This window comes from Bordetella bronchialis (assembly GCF_001676705.1).
GTDB classification, from domain to species: Bacteria; Pseudomonadota; Gammaproteobacteria; order Burkholderiales; family Burkholderiaceae_B; genus Bordetella_C; species Bordetella_C bronchialis.
Genome location: NZ_CP016170.1, coordinates 4675060 through 4692264 on the forward strand (window position 1 = coordinate 4675060; position 17205 = coordinate 4692264).

A 17205-nucleotide genomic window follows, 5' to 3' on the forward strand; every position below is an offset into this window, starting at 1 on the left:
CCTGCCTGCTGCCGGTGCGCATGACGCGGCGAGGGATGCGCGGACACGGGTTGCGCCGGGTTCCTGGCGGGACGCACCGGGCCTAGGCGTCGGCCGATTCGGACTCGCTGGCCACGCTTTCCAGCATATAACCCAGCCCGCGCACCGTGACGATGCGGATATCGCTGCCCGCGAGCTTCTTGCGCAGCCGGTGCAGGACGACTTCGATGGCGTCGGGATTGGCTTCGCTGTCGTGGTTGAAGACCTTGCCGAACAATTGCGATTTATCGACCGGGTAGCCGCTGCGGGTCAGCAGCGCGGCCAGCGCGGCGTGCTCGCGCGGCGTCAGGAATAGCAGCGAGCCGTCCAGCGTGAAAGCGCGGCTTTCGCTGTCGTAGGACAGGGATCCGCATTGCAGGCGCGGATGCTGCCGGCCACGGCTGCGCCGCACCAAGGCGGTCAGGCGGGCCTCCAGTTCTTCCAGCGCGAAAGGCTTGGTCAGGAAATCGTCAGCGCCCAGGTTCAGGCCGCGCACGCGGTCCTGCAGGGCGCCCTGCGCGGTAAGTACGAGCACCGGCGTGCGGTCGTCGCGGTTGCGCATTTCGCGCAGGACGACCAGGCCGTGCTTGTCCGGCAGGCGCAGGTCCATCACGATGGCATCGTATTCGGTGCCCGCCATGAAGGCTTCGGCCGTGCGCGCGTCCGGCGCGTGATCGGGCACGAAACCGCTTTGGGCCAGCGCACGCACCAGCCAGGACGCCATGTCCCGTTCGTCTTCAACCAGCAATATGCGCATGGCCGTCAGGTCCTCCCGCCAGGTTCTCGGCCGCACGCTGCCCGTGCACCCGTTGGCGCAGGTAGCGTGTTTCGTGGTGCCGCCTGAACAGGATCGCCGAGAGTTCGTTCAAGGCCTGCGTATAAACGTCCCGCTTGAATTCGATGACCGCATCCAGCGGGACCCAGTACTGGCTCCAGCGCCATGCGTCGAATTCCGGGTGTTGCGTGGCGCGCAGGCAGACGTCGCTGTCGCGCCCCACCAGCCGGAGCAGAAACCAGATCTGCTTCTGGCCCTTGTAATGGCCGCGCCATTCCCTCCGGACGAAATGGTCCGGGACGTTATAGCGGAGCCAGTCGCGTGTGCGCCCCAAAATGCGGACATGCTCGGGCTTCAAGCCCACTTCTTCATGGAGTTCGCGATACATGGCCTGCACCGGGCTTTCGCCATACTTGATGCCGCCCTGCGGGAATTGCCAGGCGTGTTCCCTGATCCGCTTACCCCAAAAGACCTCGTTTTTGGTATTGACGAGAATGATGCCGACATTGGGACGGTAGCCTTCGCGGTCCAGCATGGGCCACCCCCACCAAATTCAATACAATTACGTCTGATTATACGTACCTGCCGCCTCCTGGAAACCATGCGCGCCTCCAACTATCACATCAATACTCTCAAAGAAGCGCCCGCCGAGGCCGAAATCGTCAGTCACCAGCTTATGACCCGCGCCGGCATGATCCGCAAGCTGGCGGGGGGCATCTATACCTATATGCCGCTGGGCCTGCGGGTGATCCGCAAGATCGAGAACATCGTGCGGCAGGAAATGAACGCGGCCGGCGCCATCGAGCTGCTGATGCCGGTGGTTCAGCCGGCAGAGCTCTGGCAGGAGTCGGGCCGCTGGGTCCAGTACGGTCCCGAGCTGCTGCGCATCAAGGACCGGCACGACCGGGATTTCGTCCTGCAGCCGACCTCGGAAGAGGTGATTACGGACATCGCCCGCAATGAAATCCACAGCTGGCGCCAGCTGCCGCTGAATTTCTACCATATACAGACCAAATTCCGGGACGAACGCCGTCCCCGGTTCGGCCTGATGCGCGGGCGCGAATTCACCATGAAGGACGCGTATTCCTTCGACCGCGACGAAGCCGGCGCCATGCGCAGCTATGACGCGATGTACGAGGCCTACGTCCGCATTTTCCAGCGCCTGGGGCTGGAATTCCGGGCGGTGGCGGCGGATACGGGCTCCATCGGCGGCACCCGCAGCCATGAATTCCAGGTGATCGCCGATACCGGCGAGGACCTGCTGGTCTACAACCCCGAAACGCAGTACGCCGCGAACATCGAACTGGCCGAGGCCGCCGCCCTCATTCCGCAGCGCCAGCCCGCCGGCCGCGCCCTGGAAGCCGTCCCCACCCCGGGCGCCGCCAAGTGCGAGGAAGTCGCTGCCCACCTGGGCATCCCGCTGGAAACCACGATCAAGTCCATCGTCCTGGCGACGGAACCGGAGCCCGGGCAGGTACGGATCTGGCTGTTGCTGCTGCGCGGCGACCACGTGCTGAACGAGATCAAGGCCGCCAAGGTGCCGGGCCTGGACCAGGGCTACCGTTTCGCGACGGAAGACGAGATCGTCGCCCATTTCGGCTGCAAACCCGGCTATCTTGGTCCGATCAATACGCTAAAGCCCGTCCAGGTGATCGCCGACCGCACGGTCGCGAATATGGGCGACTTCGTCTGCGGCGCCAACCGCGAGGGCTACCACTACGTCGGCGCCAACTGGGGCCGCGACCTGCCCGAGCCCGCCTGCGTGGCGGACTTGCGCAATGTGGTGGCGGGCGACCCCGCCCCGGATGGGAAAGGCACGCTGACGATCCAGCGCGGGATCGAAGTCGGGCATGTGTTCTACCTGGGCACCAAATACTCGGCCGCGCTGAAAGCGACCTATCTGGACGAAACCGGCAAGCCGGCCACGCTGGAGATGGGCTGCTACGGGATAGGCGTGACCCGCATCGCCGCCGCCGCCATCGAACAGAACCACGACGAACGCGGCATCATCTGGCCGCGCGCCCTGGCGCCCTTCGAAGTGGTGATTTGCCCCGTGGGATGGGGGAAAAATGAAACTGTTCGTAACAGTGCTGAGGCGCTGTACAACGCCCTGCGCGAGCGCGGCGTCGATGTCATCCTGGACGACCGCGATGCGCGGCCCGGCGTGATGTTCGCTGAATGGGAGCTGATAGGCGCCCCCTTGCGCGTAACAGTTGGAGAGCGCGGCCTGAAGGACGGTGTGGTCGAATTGCAGGCCCGCCGGGAAGCCAGCGCCACCACGGTGCCGGCCGACCAGGCGCTGGAGCAAGTCCTGGCCAAGCTGGAAACCCTTTGACGTCGCCGTTGTCGCCGCATCCCCCCGTTGAATCCACGCTGGACATCCGTGTCTATTACGAAGACACGGATGCCGGCGGCATCGTTTTCTACGCCAACTATCTGAAGTTCATGGAACGCGGCCGTACCGAATGGCTGCGCTCGCTGGGCTTCGACCAATCCCGCCTGGCGCGCGACTCCGGCCATGTGTTCGTGGTCGCCGCCCTGGACATGCGATACCGCAAACCGGCCCGTCTGGACGACATGCTTACCATACGTACGCGTGTAACACGAGTGGGCCGCGCTTCGATACACTTCGCGCAGCGGGCGGAACGCAGCGGGGAACTGCTGGCCGAAGGCAACATCCAAGTGGGCTGTGTCGACGGGGCCACCCTGAGGCCGGCGGAGCTGCCACCGGAATTGCGCGCAACACTCGAATCTATTCAGGAATAAAAATGCAAGTCTCCAACGACCTGTCGTTGTTCGCTCTGATCGCGCATGCGAGCGTGCCGGTCCAATTGATCATGCTGCTGCTTCTGGGCATTTCGATCATGTCGTGGACCTACATCTTCGGCAAGCGCTACGCCATCAAGCGGGCCCACCAGCAGACGCGCCGCTTCGAAGACGACTTCTGGTCCGGCGGCGACCTGTCCATGCTGCAGCAGGCAGTGGCCAACCGCCGCGCCGAACAGGGCGCCCTGGCCCGCATCTTCGATGCCGGCATGACGGAGTTCCTGAAGGCGCGCCGCGCCGCCGCCAACGATGCCAACGCGGTCCTGGACGGCGCCCGCCGCGCCATGCGGGCTGCCTACCAACGCGAAATGGACGCCCTGGAGGCGCACCTGAACTTCCTGGCCTCGGCCGGCTCGGTCAGCCCGTACATCGGCCTGCTGGGAACCGTGTGGGGCATCATGCACGCCTTCATCGGCCTGTCCAATATGCAGCAGGCCACGCTGGCCTCGGTGGCGCCCGGCATCGCCGAAGCCCTGATCGCCACGGCCATCGGCCTGTTCGCCGCGATCCCGGCGGTGGTGGCCTACAACCGCTTCACCAACGACATCGACCGGCTGTCCATCCGCTTCGACAGCTTTGTCGACGAATTCCTGAACATCCTGCAACGACAGGTGCGCTGATGCCCTCGGTACGCTCGGGCGGCCGCGCCGGCCGCCGCATGAAATCCGACATCAACGTCGTGCCCTATATCGACGTGATGCTCGTCCTGCTGGTGATCTTCATGGTCACCGCCCCGCTGATCACCCCCGGCCTGATCAACCTGCCCTCCGTGGGACAGGCCTCGGATGTCCCCGTCAAGCCGCTGGAAGTGCAGATCTCCCAGAACGGCGATATCGCGCTGCGCATGCGGGAGCCGGGCGCCAACCCGGAAAACATCGGGCGCTCGGAACTGGTCAGCCAGGTGCGCGCCCGCATCACGGCCGATACGCCGGTGGTCATCGCGGCCGACGGCAAGGTGCCCTACGAATCGGTCGTGAAGGTCATGGACGAGTTGCGCACGAACGGCGTGACCCGGCTGGGGCTGCTGGTGGACCAGCAATCGTCGACCGGCGCCGCCGCCGCGGCGGCCGGGCAACCGCAGCCGCAGCGTTCCGCCCCCGCCGCGCCCAAGCGCTGACGGGCGCCCTATCCGTTTCATTCAATGACGCCACCTCTCATCAAGCACACCAGCCGTCCGCCGGAAGCGCCGCCCACGCAGGACAACCGGAAAGCCTTCGGCTTCGCCGTGCTGGTCCACGTCATCCTGGTGCTGGTCCTGGTGCTCGGCGTGAACTGGCGCACGGAAAACCCCGGCCCGGTACAGGTGCAGCTGTGGGCCAACGGCGATTCGCCGGACTCGCCGCCGCCGCAGCCGCAACCGGAGCCCGCGCCGCAGCCCAAGCCGGAGCCGACGCCGGAACCGCCGCCACCTCCCCCGCCGCCGCAGCCCGCGCCGCCGCCACCTCCGCCGCCGCCGCAGGCCCAGCCCAAGCCGCAGGACACGCCCGATCCGGAGATCGCGCTGGAAGAAGCGCGCAAGAAGAAAGAACAGGAAGAAAAGGAACGCCAGGCCGCGGCGGCCGAACAGGCGCGCCTGGAAAAGGAACGCCAGCAGGCCGCGCTGGAGGAAAAGCAGCGGCTGGAAAAACAACGCCAGGACGCCGAGAAGGCCGCCGCCGCCAAGGCGGCCGCGGAAAAAGCCGCCGCGGAGAAAGCGGCGGCCGAGAAGGCCGCGGCTGAAAAGGCGGCAGCCGAGAAAGCCGCGGCGGAAAAGGCGGCGGCGGAGAAGGCCGCCGCCGAAAAGGCCGCAGCGGAGAAAAAAGCCAGGGACGACGCCGCCAAGAAGGCAGCCGCCGAAAAAGCGGCGGCCGACAAAGCCGCCGCCGAGAAGGCGGCCGCCGAAAAGGCCGCGGCGGAAAAGGCAGCGGCCGAGAAAGCCGCGGCGGCCAAGAAGGCCGCCGCCGATCGCGCCCTGAAGGAAGCGTTCCGCAACGACGCCCTGGGTGCCGCCGGCATTCCGGGCGGCACGGCGGACCGCAACCAGGCGGGCGGCGGCCGCGACGACGGCTATGGCGCCAAGGTGCGGGCCTGCATCCAGCCGGGCGTGTCCTATCCGACACCCCCGCGGGCCGGCTCGGCGAACCCCACCGCGCAATACCGGGTACAGTTACGTTCGGACGGCAGTGTATCGGCCGTGACCCTGACCTCGTCCTCGGGCAACTCCGGTTTCGACCGGGCCGTGGAAACGGGGATCCGGCGCTGCAACCCCTTCCCGAAACCTTCTACCGGACGCTATGAGCCGGTGATCGACGTTATTTACCGTATGTATGACTGACAGGAGATTGCTTACCATGACTCCAGCTTATCGCCGATCCACGATCCGGGCCGCGCTGAGGACCTACGGTTTCGGCCTGTTGGTGTTGCTGGCAATCCTGCTGGCGGGCCGGCCGGCCCATGCGCAGTTGCGCGTGGACATATCGGGAACGGGCGCCACGCAGTACCCCGTGGCCATCGCGGACTTCGCCGGCGACGCCACGCGCGGCCATGCCCTGGCGGAAGTCATACGCGCCGACCTGAACCGCACGGGCCAGTTCCGCCTGATCGATGGCTCGAACGCCGGCCTGACGGTGGACAGCAGCGTCAACTATGACGACTGGCGTGGCAAGGGGGCGGATTTCCTGGCCTACGGCAGCATCAACCAGACGCCGGACGGCCGCTACGACATCCGCTACCGGCTGGCCGACACCGTCAAGCGTGGGCAGCTGGATGGCGTGGCTTTCTCGGGATCGGAACAGGAACTGCGCCGCGTCGCCCACCAGATCGCCGATCGCATCTACGAAAAGATCACCGGTGTGCGCGGCGTGTTCTCGACCCGGATCGCCTATGTCCTGAAGCAGGGCAGCACGTATGAACTGCAGGTGGCGGATGCCGACGGGCAGAATCCGCAAGTGGCGCTGCGCTCGCGCGAACCGATCATCTCGCCGCGCTGGTCGCCCGACGGCTCGCGCCTGGCGTATGTCAGCTTCGAGTCCGGCAAGCCGGTGGTGTATGTGCATACCCTGGCTACCAGCGCCCGGGTACCGGTGGCGAACTACAAGGGCAATAACAGCGCGCCGGCCTGGTCGCCGGACGGCAGCATGCTGGCCATCGTGCTGACGCGGGACGGACTGTCGCAGATTTACACCATCAACGCCGACGGCTCGAACCTGCGCCGGGTCACCCGTTCGCCGGGCATCGACACCGAACCGACTTTCACGCCCGACGGCCGTTCCATCATTTTCACCAGCGACCGCAGCGGCGGCCCGCAGATCTACCAGGTGGGCCTGGGCGGCGGCGAGCCCCGCAGGCTGACGTTTAACGGCAGTTACAACGTCTCACCTCGTATTTCGCCCGACGGCTCGACGCTTGTGTACGTTGCAAGACGAGACGGCGCATTTCGCATCGCTTCGCTCAATCTGTCGTCCGGGACCGAAACTTTGCTGACGAATGGCAACGATGACCAATCTCCCAGTTTTGCCCCGAATGGAATGCAAGTACTATACGCGGCTATCCAAGGCGGACGTAATGTTCTTGCAGTCGTATCGAGCGATGGCCGCGTGCGGCAAACGCTGTCGGTACTGAACGGGCAGATCAACGAACCGACTTGGGGCCCATTTACCCGCTAACACGTGTGACTCACTTATCAACAAAGGAACCATCATGAAGTCGCGCATTGCCAAAAGCCTTACCGTTGCAGCGCTCGTCGCAACTCTGGCAGCTTGCAGCTCCGTCCCCCTGGACGACAAGGGAGGCCAGGGCACTGGCTCGGCGGGCACCGCCGGCGGCGGCGCCGGGCCCGTCATGGACCCGTTCAATCCCAGCAGCCCCCTCGCTCAACAGAAGAGCGTTTTCTTCGACTTTGACAGCTACACGGTCAGCAGCCAGTACCAGGACCTGATCCGCATGCACTCGAACTACCTGACCGGCCACACCAGCCAGAAGGTACGCCTGGAAGGCAATACCGACCCGCGCGGTAGCGCCGAGTACAACCTGGCCCTGGGTACGCGCCGCGGCAACGCCGTTGCCGATGTCATGAAGCTGAACGGCGTGAACGCCAGCCAGATCGAAGTGACCAGCTTCGGCAAGGAGCACGCCACGGGTACGGACGAAGCCGGCTGGGCCCAGGATCGCCGCGTGGACATCAGCTACCAGCGTTGATCCAAACGGCTGAGACGACGGCCGATTAACGGTTGATCGCTTTTGCCTTACAACATGCGTCGGGATGGTCGAACGGCCGCCCGGCGCATGTTTTTATCTTGACCCAGGAAATCTGATGAACGATCGAGTCCCGTCTTTGCGTATCCTGGTGGCCGCCGCCGGCATGGCTCTCGCCGCCCTGTCCTCTCCCGCCCAAGCCTTCGCGGACGACGATGCCCGCAAGGCCATCCTGGACCTGCGCCAGCAGATCCAGCAAATGCGGCAAATCAGCGAGAATTCCCGCATGCAGCTGGCGGACCAGATCCAGTCGCTGCAACAACAGGTCACCGAACTCCGTAACCAGCTGGAACAGGCGATGCACCAGGCGGTGCCCCGGGCGCCGGCCAATGGCAGCCAGTCCGACACGGGCGGCGCCACGGCGGCGGACCCGCAGGAGCAGTCCACCTACGATGGCGCCATCGACCGTTTCCGCAACGGGCAATACAAGGAAGCCGCCGAGGCCCTGACCGCCTTCCTGGCCCTTTATCCCAACAGCCAGCTGGCGCCCACCGCCCAGTTCTACCTGGGCAGCAGCCGCTACGCCACCAAGGACTACAAGGGCGCCATCGACCAATTGCAGACCATGGTGAAGAACGCGCCGGACAATGCCCGCGCGGCCGATGCGCTGCTCGTCATCGCCGGTAGCCAGATCGAGCTGAACAACCGCGCCGGCGCCAAGGCGACCCTGCAGCGTATCGTGAAGGACTACCCCAGCACGCCCGCGGCCGACACCGCGAAGAACCGCCTGCAATTGCTGCAATAGGCCATGGCCGGCGCGGCAGTCCCCGGCCCGGTACAAGCCTACCGGCGCATCCTGCGCCGCCGCGCGCGGGTCCTGGCGGTGCTGGCCGCGCTGGCCGCGGCCGCCCTGCTGGGCAACCTGATGGTGGGGGCATCCGCGATGCCGCCCTCCCATCTGCTGAGTACGCTGCTGGATCCCGCCGGCGCGCCCGCCGTGGACCGGATCATCGTCTGGAACGTGCGGCTGCCTTATGCCCTGGCCGCCATCGCGGTGGGCACGGCGCTGGGCCTGGCCGGCGCGGAAATGCAGACCATCCTGAACAATCCCCTGGCCAGCGCCGACACGCTGGGCGTTTCTTCCGCCGCCGCCCTGGGCGCGTCGGTGGCCATCGCGCTGGGCGGCTGGCTGCCGGCCGGCCTGCCCGCGGAATGGGCCGTCACGGCTTGCGCTTTCGTGTTCGCGATGGCCAGCGCGCTGCTATTGAACGGCGTGGCGCGCTGGGGCGGCATGTCCGCCAGCGCGGTCGTATTGTTTGGCATCGCGCTGGTGTTCCTGTGCAACGCGATCGTCTCCGCCATCCAGTTCGCGGCCAGCGCGACGGCGCTGCAGAACGTGGTCTTCTGGACGATGGGCAGCCTGGATCGCATGAGTTGGAGCGGCCTGGCCGCCCTGGTGGCGGCGTTGGCCGTGGCGGGCTTTTTCTCCCTGCGCGCCGCCTGGCCGCTGACCTTGTTGCGCCTGGGCGAGGACCGCGCGGCCAGCGCCGGCATCGACGTCCGGCGCCTGCGGCTGGGCGCGGTGGCCCGCATCGGCACCTTGTCGGCCCTGGCCGTTTCCATGGTGGGCGTAATCGGGTTCGTGGGGCTGGTCGCGCCGCATATCGCCCGGCGCCTGTTCGGCGAGGACCACCGCCCCTACCTGGCCGGCAGCGCGTTGATCGGCGCCGTGGTGCTGTCGTTGGCCTCGCTGCTGTCGAAAGTCCTGGTGCCCGGGGTGTTGCTGCCGGTCGGCATCGTGACGGCCATCGTGGGACTTCCCGTGTTCCTGGCCGTCGTATTGCGGCGGCGGCTGCCATGATGGGCCACGCGCGGCGCAACGACGGGGAAGGCGACGCCAGCGGGGCGCCACCGACGGGCGGCGCATGCCTGGAGATATCCGGCCTGCGCGCCGGCTACGGAGACCGGGAGGTCCTTGCCGCGCTGTCCCTGGCCCCCTTGCGCGGCGGCCGGATCGCCGCCGTTCTGGGGCCGAACGGCAGCGGCAAATCGACGCTGCTGAAGACCGTGGCCGGCCTGCTGCCCTTGCGGGGCGGCGCCATCGCGTTGGACGGCCTGGACCTTGCCGGCCTGGCGCCCCGCTTGCGCGCGCGCCACATCGCCTATGTCCCCCAGGATCTGCCGGCAGCCGTCCATCTGCGGGTGCTGGAAGCAGTGCTGGCCGCGGGGCGCGCCCAGCCCGGCGGCCGCGGCGTCGATACCGGCCCGGAGACGGCGCAGGCGCTGCTGACCCGGCTGGGCCTGGGACCGTTCGCGTTGCGATACCTGGACGAGCTGTCCGGCGGCCAGCGCCAGTTGGCCGGGCTTGCCCTGGCCCTGATCCGGCGCCCGCGCGTGCTGCTGCTGGACGAGCCCCTGTCGGCCCTGGACCTGCGCCACCAGTTGCAGGTCATGGCGCTGGTGCGGCGCGAAACCGCCCTGCACGGCTTGATCACGCTGATGATCGTGCACGATGTGAACGTGGCATTGCGCCACGCCGACCGCGCCATCCTGCTGCGCGACGGCCGCGTGCATGCCGACGGCCCGCCCATGGCGGCCATCGCTCCCGCCACGCTGGCCGCCGTCTATGGGGTACGCGGACGCGTGGAACGATGCAGCCTGGGCCGGCCGTACGCCATCGTCGACGAAGTCGTCGATATGGATGCGCCCGGTGAAGTCGCCGACGGCGACCACGGCGCAGGCGGGCTCCGCGTTGGCGGGAGCACCGGCGACGACCGTGGCCGCGCCGGCGCCGGGCCCGATGGCGCTACCGCTACAGCGCGTCCGGGCACCTGAAATCCCGCAGCGCGTCCAGCTCGAACGGGTTGATCACGCTGCTGGCGTCCAGCCTGAGGGCGACGCCGCGCCCGCCAAGGTCGAAGTCCAGCGTGTAGCGATCCGCGCGCACGCGCGTCAAGGTGCCTCGATCCAGCAGGCGGAAGAGTGCCCAGGGCCCGTCGATGGAGAAGGCGCGATCGCTGCCGCCCTCGCCCGTTTCGTAGGCCATACGCACGCTTTGCGTGCCGTCCGTGCCGGGCCACTGGAACTCCGTGGCACGCACGGGACCGTGCGCGTACTCCAGGGTCTTGTCGTTCAAGGCCAGCGTAAAGCGAAGGATGCCGGCGTCCAGCGATATCGGCGCCAGCTGGAAGCGTACCGAGGGCGATTTGCCGCCGTCGGCGAAAAACGCCTGGCGTATCGTCGCCGCGCGCTCGAACGCGCGCAAGGCCGCTTCCGACAGCTTCGGCGCCCCGCCGTCGGCGCGCCACCGCCACGGGCGGGTGGCCGTATCGACGTAAGGCAGCAGATTGGCCTGGAAGAAGTCGTCCATCAGTCCGCCCGGGCCGAGCACGCGCGCGAAATCGTCCGGCGTCGCGTCGACCGTGGCATAGCGGTCCAGCGGATAGCGATGATCCAGCGCGGCATGGCAGAAAGCGGCGGACGGCCGCCACAGATCGTTCAGGCGCTGGCGTTCGCTGCTCAGGGCCAGCGTATCGCCGTTGGCGGACAGGCCGCGCAGCAGTTGCCGCAGCGGTTCGGGCTGGACTTCCGCCAGTTGGCGGAGTTTGTCCAACGCATCGCCGGGCGGCAGCGGCAATCCGCGCTGTCGGGCGGCCTGCACGGCATCCAGATAGACGGCCGCTTCTTTCAAGGCGGCCTGTACCTCGTCCATGGAAGGGGCGCTGCCGTCGGGACCGGCCTGGAACAGGCGGTGCAGGGCCTGGAAATGGCGGTCCACCTCGGTATCGCCGTCGTTGTCGCCGGGCGGGACGGCCGGCGGGCCGCCCGATGCCCCGGCCGGGTCATCGGGCGGCGCCGGGGAGGTCTTGCCGCGCGAGGAACCGTGGGCGGGAGCGGAGACGCCGGATATCTCGCCTCTCGTGGGGTCGCGCACCGGAAGCGCGGTTGCGGAGCCCGGCGCCGCGGCGATTCCGCGCAACGTCGTCTGCGCGGCCGCCGTCTCCAAAAGCTGCCGCAGCGGGGAATCGCTGTCGGCCAGCATCTTGATCAGCCAGACGCCGCCCGGCCCGCGCGAGAGGGGCACCAGCCGCAGGTCGTCGAGCAGATCGTCCCAGGCCGAGATGTAGCGATGGAAATACAGCTTGTCCAAGTCCTCCTTCAAGGCCGCCCGGCGCATATCGGCGGGCGCGCCGCCATCCGTGCCCAACACCCAGACCTCTTTCGAGATATCGCGCAGCGCCGCGTCGCGCAGGGCCAGGTAATGCCGGTAGCCCTGCGGGGTGTAGGCGCCCGGCACACCGTCCGTCAACCAGCGGCCGCTGGTTCGCGCCAGGGCCAGCGGGGCATTGACCCCGCCCATGCTGGCCACCGATACCGTGCCGGGCACGAGCCTGGTCAACTGGCGCAGTATGTCCTGGTACACCCGGTCCAGGGTGGAATAGCCGATCAACTGGGCGCGCGCCTGGTTCACCCTGGCCTGGTCCAGCGCGATGTGCGGCGAGTAGGTCGCGCTGCCGAAAAGGGCGCGGGCGTGGGCCATGAAGTCCTGGCGCTGCGCACGGCCGGGCAGGAGGCGCTCGGCCTGGCCCTGGATCCAGGCCAGCACCGTGGCGGATTCGTAGACCCGTGGCGTGCCCAGCATCAGGTAGACGCGCAGCGCCGCGTAGCGCCGCGCGGCATCCAGGCCGGTATCGCCCGCCGCCTGTATCGCCTGCCTGGCCACGAGCGGCACCAGGGTCCGGCGCAGCACGGCCAGATAGCGGGCCCGGCCGGCATCGGCCAGCCGGACGGCGGGACGGCCGGGCGCGATCCACGGCATGGGCCAGATCCGCGGCGGCGCGGCCGCCAGCTCGCCCGCCGCATCGAGCAGGGGCAGCATGGCGCCCGGCTGGTCCGGATCGACGCCATGTCCGGCACGGGCGGCGAGCAGGGCGGACTTGCGATCCATGTCGGCCATGAAAGAGGCGTCCGCGCGTACGCCAAGACCGACGCGGACGCAGAACGCCAGGGCGCAGAGCAGGACGGCGGCCGGCGCGCCCCGACGCAGCCATCGGCTTTCCGGCAAGGCCGCGGGCCGTCGGAAGGCCAGGCCGCTTTCCGCCAATACCAGGTCGCGCAACAAGCGCGCGGCGAAATAGCTGCGCGAGGACGTGGCAGCCGGCGCGCCCGGCGTGGCTTCCTGCATAGCCATGGCGAGCGGGTTTGCGCGTTGCGCCCGGACCGGGCCCGGGGCCTGCTCCGCGCTGGTGAAGTACACGCCGCGCAGCCATGGCAGGGACACCGGGGGCGAGTCCGCGAATACATCGGCAAGAAAGCGCGCGGCCTCCCGCGCCAGCAGATCGAACTGCACGGGGAAGGCGTAGATCTCCGCGCGCGTGTCCAGTGGCGCGGGGCGGCCCAGCGCGCGAAGCATGCGGGCCTGCAGGCGGCGCGCCAGGTCCTGGCACATCGCCGGCAGGTTCTTCACGCCTTGCGCGCCGTCGAGGTCGGCCGGGGCGGCCACCGGTAGCGTCAAGCCGAACACCCTGGCGCGTCGCGCGGCGTCCAGATCGCCGAAATAGGCGCGAAAGCCCGCCACCCGGTCGCATTGTGTGACGACCACATAGACCGGGAAATGGACCCCGAAGCTGGCGCGCATATCCTTCAGGCGCGATCGCAGCAGCGCCGCCGCGCGCCAATGCGGACCGTCGGCATCGCCCAGCAGCGCGCCGGCGGCGATGGTGACGATGACGCCATTGATGGCACAGCGACGCCGCACGTTCCGCAAGCGCCGCAGGAAGGCCTGCCAGACGCCATGGTCCGGCATCCCGCCCGCCGCGTGCCCGTCCGGCTCGTGGGGCAAGGCCATTTCCAGCAGTACCGCTTCGTCGGCGATCCACCACCGGCAGGGATCTCCCGGCTCGGCGCCCGGCGTCCGATCGTCGCATTCGTACGCCAGGCCGGCGGCGCGCAACAGAGCGCTTTTGCCGCTGCCCTCGGCCCCCAGCACGACGTACCAAGGCAGGCGATAGGGGCTCGCCCGGCCCAGGCGCCACCATGGTCCGCCCTTGTCCAGGCGGGCCATGGCCGCATCGAAACCGCGCGCCAGCCGGACGGCGGCATCGCCACTGGATGGCCGCGACGGCGCGGCGGTGGAGGATGCGGCGATAGGCGCGGTGGACGCAGCGTGGGGGGGCACGGTCGACGGCGTGGCGAGCGCAGCGCCGGGCAGGACGGTGGATGGCATGGCGGGCGCAGCGGCGGCCAACGCGGTGGATGGCGCGTAAGGCGCGGCACCGGGAGGGACGACGGATGGCATGACGAGTGGTGCGGTGACTCCCGCTTGCGCCGGCGGATTGCCCTGCCCGCCGTGTGCGTCATTTTTTCGGGACATCCAGATCACTCGCGGTCGCGGCATGGCGCGCGTGGCCCATGAGAACAAGCGATAGGCGGTCCATAAGGCAAAGGGAAGCGCGATGAAGCCCAGCCGGGCCAGGGAGTCCAGGTATCTGGCGATCACGGCGCGGCTCCTGGTGCAACGAGGGCGATCGTCACGCGCCGGTTGCGGGCGCGACCCGATTCCGTGTCATTGGACGCCACCGGCTCGCTGTCGGCGCGTCCTTGCACGAAGAACCGATCCGCGTCCCCCGCTTCCTGCACCAGCAGGTCCCTGACACGGGCTGCGCGCCGCAGCGAGAGTTCCTGGTTGGAAGGCGCGCCCGGGGCGGGACGAATATTGTCGGTGTGGCCCACCACCATCACCGTCCCGGGCACCTCGCGCAGCGCCTGGCCGAGGCGGCGCAGCAGGGTTATGCGCGCCGGCCGCACCCAGCTGCTGCCGGATGCGAAAAGGCCGTCGCCGTCCAAGGTCAGGACGGCGCGATCTCCCTGCGTCGTCATGCGGATGGCACCGGTGGCGATGTCGCCGGCAAGCAAGGTGGCCAACTGGCGCACGGCGGGCTCGAAGGCGGAGGAAGACACGATCGCGGCCGGCGCGGCGGCTACGACAACAGGCGATACCGGCGAAGCGTCGGAGGTCGAAGCGTCGGGCGGTGCGGCACCGATCGATCGCGCACCGACAGATGCCGCACTGACAGGTCCCGCGCCGACCGATCCCGCGCCGATGGATTCCGCGCGGGGTGGTGTCTTGCCGAGTGGCGCCGTGTCGACCGCTTCCCTGCCGCCGGCTGCCTCGCGGGTGCCGGACGCGCTCGCGAACGCCGCGCCGGAGACCGCCGGTGCGCGCACGATGACACGCACATCGCCCAGGGCCTTGCGGATGGCCCGGGCCGGCGTCCGCATCCAGGTGTTCGCGATCGCCAGGGCGGCGGCGGCCAGGCACAAGGCTGCCATCGAGGCGAGCCATAGCGGCCGTATGCGCCACGCCGGCCTGCGCCGGTCTCGCGCGGGCCGGCCGGGCCGCGTCAGGCCGGGCCGCGTCAGGCCGGGCCGCGTCAGGCCGGGCCGCTGGACGTCCGACACAGCGGCCAGCTCCGTCGACAGGGGCTGTTCCACGGCGCCGCGCGTATCGGTCATCAACTGGAGCAGCCGCGCGCGCAGTTGCTCCAATTCCCCGGCCCCCGCTTCCATCAGGCGATAGCGCCCTTCCATGCCCAGCGCCAGGATGATGTACAGCAGCTCCAACGCGTCGAGGTTGGCCGCCGGGTCCTGCGAAAGCCGATGCAGGATGGTGAAGAAGCGTTCGCCGCCCGAGGCTTCGCCATGGAAGATGACCAGCAGGCTGCGGCTGGACCATGCCCCGCCGCCGCCCCAGGAAGTCGCGGCGATGACCTCGTCCAGGAAGGTGGACAGGCAATAGCGGGCCGCGGCCAGGGTTTCCGCGTCGACGCCCCGCGCCTGTTCGACAAAGGCGCGCATCATGCCGGTCAATTGCGCTCGCAAGGCTTCCAGGGAAGGCGGCGCGGGGGCGTGCCGCAGCAGGATCGCGATTTCCAGCAGGGGATGTGCCGCGGCGACCAGGGGATTCCAGCCTTGCCACGTACCGGCGCGCGGTTCCGGCGCCGCCCTGCCCTGCTGCAAGCGCAGCCCCGCGCCCGCGACGGACGATGCGCCGAGCCCGGTCATGCGCGGATCGCCCATAGATCGATCGCCAGCTCGGGGAACTCGCCGGCGACATGCAAGGCGATACCGGCGGAGCCCGCCAATTGCGGCCAGAGCTCGTCATGCATGTCCAGGGCGAAATAGCAGCGCCCCGCGCGGAAGGGCAGCTGCCGCGGGGCCACGCTCAATGGCCGCAGCCCGATGCCGGGCAGCTGCAGGGTCACCAGGTCATGGATTTTTTCCACGGGCCCGATCTTGAGCTGCGCCGGCAAGGTGGCCAGCAGCGTCTCGGCCGGCAGGTCCGCGGCCACCTCGAGCACGAACTCGGCGCTCTTGAGCAAGCCGGCATCCGGCACCCGCCCGATGTGCAGGCCGAACTTGCCGGGCTCCAGCGCGATGGACACGGCACGCGGATCGGAAACCATGCTCAAGGCGCGCCGCAGGTCCTCCATGAGCGGGCGGAAGGTCCCGGCCAGATCGTCGTGGCGATAAGGACCCGGCACGCCGGGGCGCCGGGTATCCCGCACGAAGGTCGCCAGCTCGCCAGCGAGCTGGAGCAGCTCGCGATACAGCGCTTCGGGATGCAGCGCCTGCACCGCGAGGAAATGCCCGAACAGCGGCTCCGCGCGGTTGATCAGCTGCAGCAGCAGGAAGTCGGCGATCTCGGCGGCGCCGTGCGCGGCCGGCGCGGCCAGCCGGGCCGACAGCGTCTCGGCGCGGTGGTGCAACAGGCCTTTCAACTCGTCGATGAAGCCCGCCAGGCGCGGCGCCGCCGCGCAACTGAGGCACGGGGGCGAGTAGTCCTTGTCCAGCACCAGGCGATGGTCGGCGCGTCGCTCCAGCACGCGCGCCACGCCCAGGGTGGCGTGACCCTGCGCGACGGTATCGGCCAAGGCCAGGCGCAGCCGCAGCTTGCCGACCTCCATCAGGACGCCGTCCTGCGCCGGTGCCGTGCTGTCGGCCACCGTGCACTCCACGCGGCGCAGGCGGGCGTGCGGCTGCGCGTCTTCGTCGCCGACCGGGGCCACGTCGGGCACGCCCAGGCGGCGCAGGGGCAACGCCAGCACCACCAATGCGTCGCGCCTGCCCTCGGGGATATCCAGCGACGGCGGTACACCGTCGTCCACAGGCAACGCGAAGGGCGTGCCGTCGGGCATGATGCCCTCGCAGGCCGACAGGCCCAGCTTGCCGAGCTCCAGCTGCTGCTCGTCGATGGCGAGCCGCGCGTATCCCCACCCGTACCGCCCCCGCGCGCGCCAGTGCGACTCCACCAAGTGATGCAGATAGCGGTCATGCTGCTGCAAATGCTGCTGCTGCAGCAGCATGCCCTCCGACCAGATCACCCTGCTATTCCAATCCACGATTTTCACCTC

General features: G+C 68.7%; 14 protein-coding genes and 1 pseudogene. 10 read left to right on the forward strand and 5 right to left on the reverse strand.

The genetic code is table 11. From position 1 onward, the window contains the following. Nucleotides 1-82: 82 nt before the first annotated feature. Together BAU06_RS20590 and BAU06_RS20595 are read right to left on the reverse strand one after the other, a co-directional pair. Nucleotides 83-775, reverse strand: coding sequence for a response regulator (locus BAU06_RS20590; RefSeq protein ID WP_066354643.1), 693 nt, complete (start codon nt 773-775; stop codon nt 83-85). Further along, the gene (locus BAU06_RS20595) at nt 756-1328 is read right to left on the reverse strand and encodes an RNA pyrophosphohydrolase (RefSeq protein ID WP_066354653.1); all 573 of its coding nucleotides are present in this window, start codon (nt 1326-1328) and stop codon (nt 756-758) included. Before BAU06_RS20595 ends, BAU06_RS20590 begins: the two co-directional genes overlap by 20 nt. 66 nt (nt 1329-1394) lie before the next feature. Here BAU06_RS20595 and BAU06_RS20600 point away from each other — a divergent pair, with 66 nt between their 5' ends. The 10 genes and pseudogenes from BAU06_RS20600 to BAU06_RS20645 form a co-directional block, all read left to right on the forward strand. Next, nucleotides 1395-3128: a proline--tRNA ligase gene (locus tag BAU06_RS20600; protein WP_066354655.1), complete on the forward strand. Its 1734-nt coding sequence runs from the start codon at nt 1395-1397 to the stop codon at nt 3126-3128. Continuing rightward, on the forward strand, nt 3125-3559 hold the full coding sequence (gene ybgC / locus BAU06_RS20605) for a tol-pal system-associated acyl-CoA thioesterase (RefSeq protein ID WP_231933917.1): 435 nt from the start codon (nt 3125-3127) through the stop codon (nt 3557-3559). The genes BAU06_RS20600 and ybgC overlap by 4 nt, the downstream gene beginning before the upstream one ends. 2 nt (nt 3560-3561) lie before the next feature. Next, nucleotides 3562-4239 (forward strand): protein TolQ, encoded by a 678-nt coding sequence (gene tolQ, locus BAU06_RS20610; protein ID WP_066354659.1) that lies wholly within the window; start codon nt 3562-3564, stop codon nt 4237-4239. Beyond that, nucleotides 4239-4736, forward strand: a complete 498-nt coding sequence (gene tolR, locus BAU06_RS20615) for a protein TolR (RefSeq protein ID WP_066354665.1) — start codon at nt 4239-4241, stop codon at nt 4734-4736. Before tolQ ends, tolR begins: the two co-directional genes overlap by 1 nt. 24 nt (nt 4737-4760) lie before the next feature. Continuing rightward, nucleotides 4761-5933, forward strand: coding sequence for a cell envelope integrity protein TolA (gene tolA, locus BAU06_RS20620; protein ID WP_066354667.1), 1173 nt, complete (start codon nt 4761-4763; stop codon nt 5931-5933). Between the two features lie 16 nt (nt 5934-5949). Continuing rightward, nucleotides 5950-7263, forward strand: coding sequence for a Tol-Pal system beta propeller repeat protein TolB (gene tolB / locus BAU06_RS20625; protein ID WP_066354669.1), 1314 nt, complete (start codon nt 5950-5952; stop codon nt 7261-7263). Nucleotides 7264-7297: 34 nt separating this feature from the next. After that, nucleotides 7298-7795 (forward strand): OmpA family protein, encoded by a 498-nt coding sequence (locus BAU06_RS20630; protein WP_066354672.1) that lies wholly within the window; start codon nt 7298-7300, stop codon nt 7793-7795. Nucleotides 7796-7910: 115 nt separating this feature from the next. Continuing rightward, complete coding sequence (gene ybgF, locus BAU06_RS20635; RefSeq protein ID WP_066354674.1) at nt 7911-8597, forward strand: tol-pal system protein YbgF; 687 nt, start codon at nt 7911-7913, stop codon at nt 8595-8597. Nucleotides 8598-8600: 3 nt separating this feature from the next. Further along, nucleotides 8601-9653 carry a FecCD family ABC transporter permease gene (locus BAU06_RS20640; RefSeq protein WP_066354676.1) on the forward strand — a complete coding sequence of 351 codons (1053 nt, stop codon included), beginning with the start codon at nt 8601-8603 and terminating at the stop codon, nt 9651-9653. Next, nucleotides 9653-10483: pseudogene (locus BAU06_RS20645) on the forward strand (ABC transporter ATP-binding protein); the annotation flags it as partial. The gene BAU06_RS20640 and the pseudogene BAU06_RS20645, both read left to right, overlap by 1 nt. A 121-nt stretch (nt 10484-10604) precedes the next feature. Here the strand turns inward: BAU06_RS20645 and tssM are convergent. From tssM to tssK, 3 genes are all read right to left on the reverse strand, one after another. Further along, entirely contained in the window at nt 10605-14018 is a 3414-nt protein-coding gene (gene tssM / locus BAU06_RS20650; protein ID WP_197509346.1) for a type VI secretion system membrane subunit TssM, read from the reverse strand. A 269-nt stretch (nt 14019-14287) separates the two neighbouring features. Beyond that, a complete protein-coding gene (gene icmH / locus BAU06_RS26330) occupies nt 14288-15856 on the reverse strand; it encodes a type IVB secretion system protein IcmH/DotU (protein ID WP_156770300.1) in 1569 nt (522 codons plus the stop codon). Further along, the gene (gene tssK / locus BAU06_RS20665) at nt 15853-17202 is read right to left on the reverse strand and encodes a type VI secretion system baseplate subunit TssK (protein WP_231933918.1); all 1350 of its coding nucleotides are present in this window, start codon (nt 17200-17202) and stop codon (nt 15853-15855) included. Before tssK ends, icmH begins: the two co-directional genes overlap by 4 nt. Between the last annotated feature and the right edge of the window lie 3 nt (nt 17203-17205).

What these genes read in the sequence shown, in the direction of transcription:
- BAU06_RS20590 (WP_066354643.1), bottom strand. Translation starts at nt 775, where the DNA reads ATGCGCATATTGCTGGTTGAAGACGAACGGGACATGGCGTCCTGGCTG.
- BAU06_RS20595 (WP_066354653.1), bottom strand. Translation starts at nt 1,328, where the DNA reads ATGCTGGACCGCGAAGGCTACCGTCCCAATGTCGGCATCATTCTCGTC.
- BAU06_RS20600 (WP_066354655.1), top strand. Translation starts at nt 1,395, where the DNA reads ATGCGCGCCTCCAACTATCACATCAATACTCTCAAAGAAGCGCCCGCC.
- tolQ (WP_066354659.1), top strand. Translation starts at nt 3,562, where the DNA reads ATGCAAGTCTCCAACGACCTGTCGTTGTTCGCTCTGATCGCGCATGCG.
- tolR (WP_066354665.1), top strand. Translation starts at nt 4,239, where the DNA reads ATGCCCTCGGTACGCTCGGGCGGCCGCGCCGGCCGCCGCATGAAATCC.
- tolA (WP_066354667.1), top strand. Translation starts at nt 4,761, where the DNA reads ATGACGCCACCTCTCATCAAGCACACCAGCCGTCCGCCGGAAGCGCCG.
- tolB (WP_066354669.1), top strand. Translation starts at nt 5,950, where the DNA reads ATGACTCCAGCTTATCGCCGATCCACGATCCGGGCCGCGCTGAGGACC.
- BAU06_RS20630 (WP_066354672.1), top strand. Translation starts at nt 7,298, where the DNA reads ATGAAGTCGCGCATTGCCAAAAGCCTTACCGTTGCAGCGCTCGTCGCA.
- ybgF (WP_066354674.1), top strand. Translation starts at nt 7,911, where the DNA reads ATGAACGATCGAGTCCCGTCTTTGCGTATCCTGGTGGCCGCCGCCGGC.
- BAU06_RS20640 (WP_066354676.1), top strand. Translation starts at nt 8,601, where the DNA reads ATGGCCGGCGCGGCAGTCCCCGGCCCGGTACAAGCCTACCGGCGCATC.
- tssM (WP_197509346.1), bottom strand. Translation starts at nt 14,018, where the DNA reads ATGCCATCCACCGTCCTGCCCGGCGCTGCGCTCGCCACGCCGTCGACC.
- icmH (WP_156770300.1), bottom strand. Translation starts at nt 15,856, where the DNA reads ATGACCGGGCTCGGCGCATCGTCCGTCGCGGGCGCGGGGCTGCGCTTG.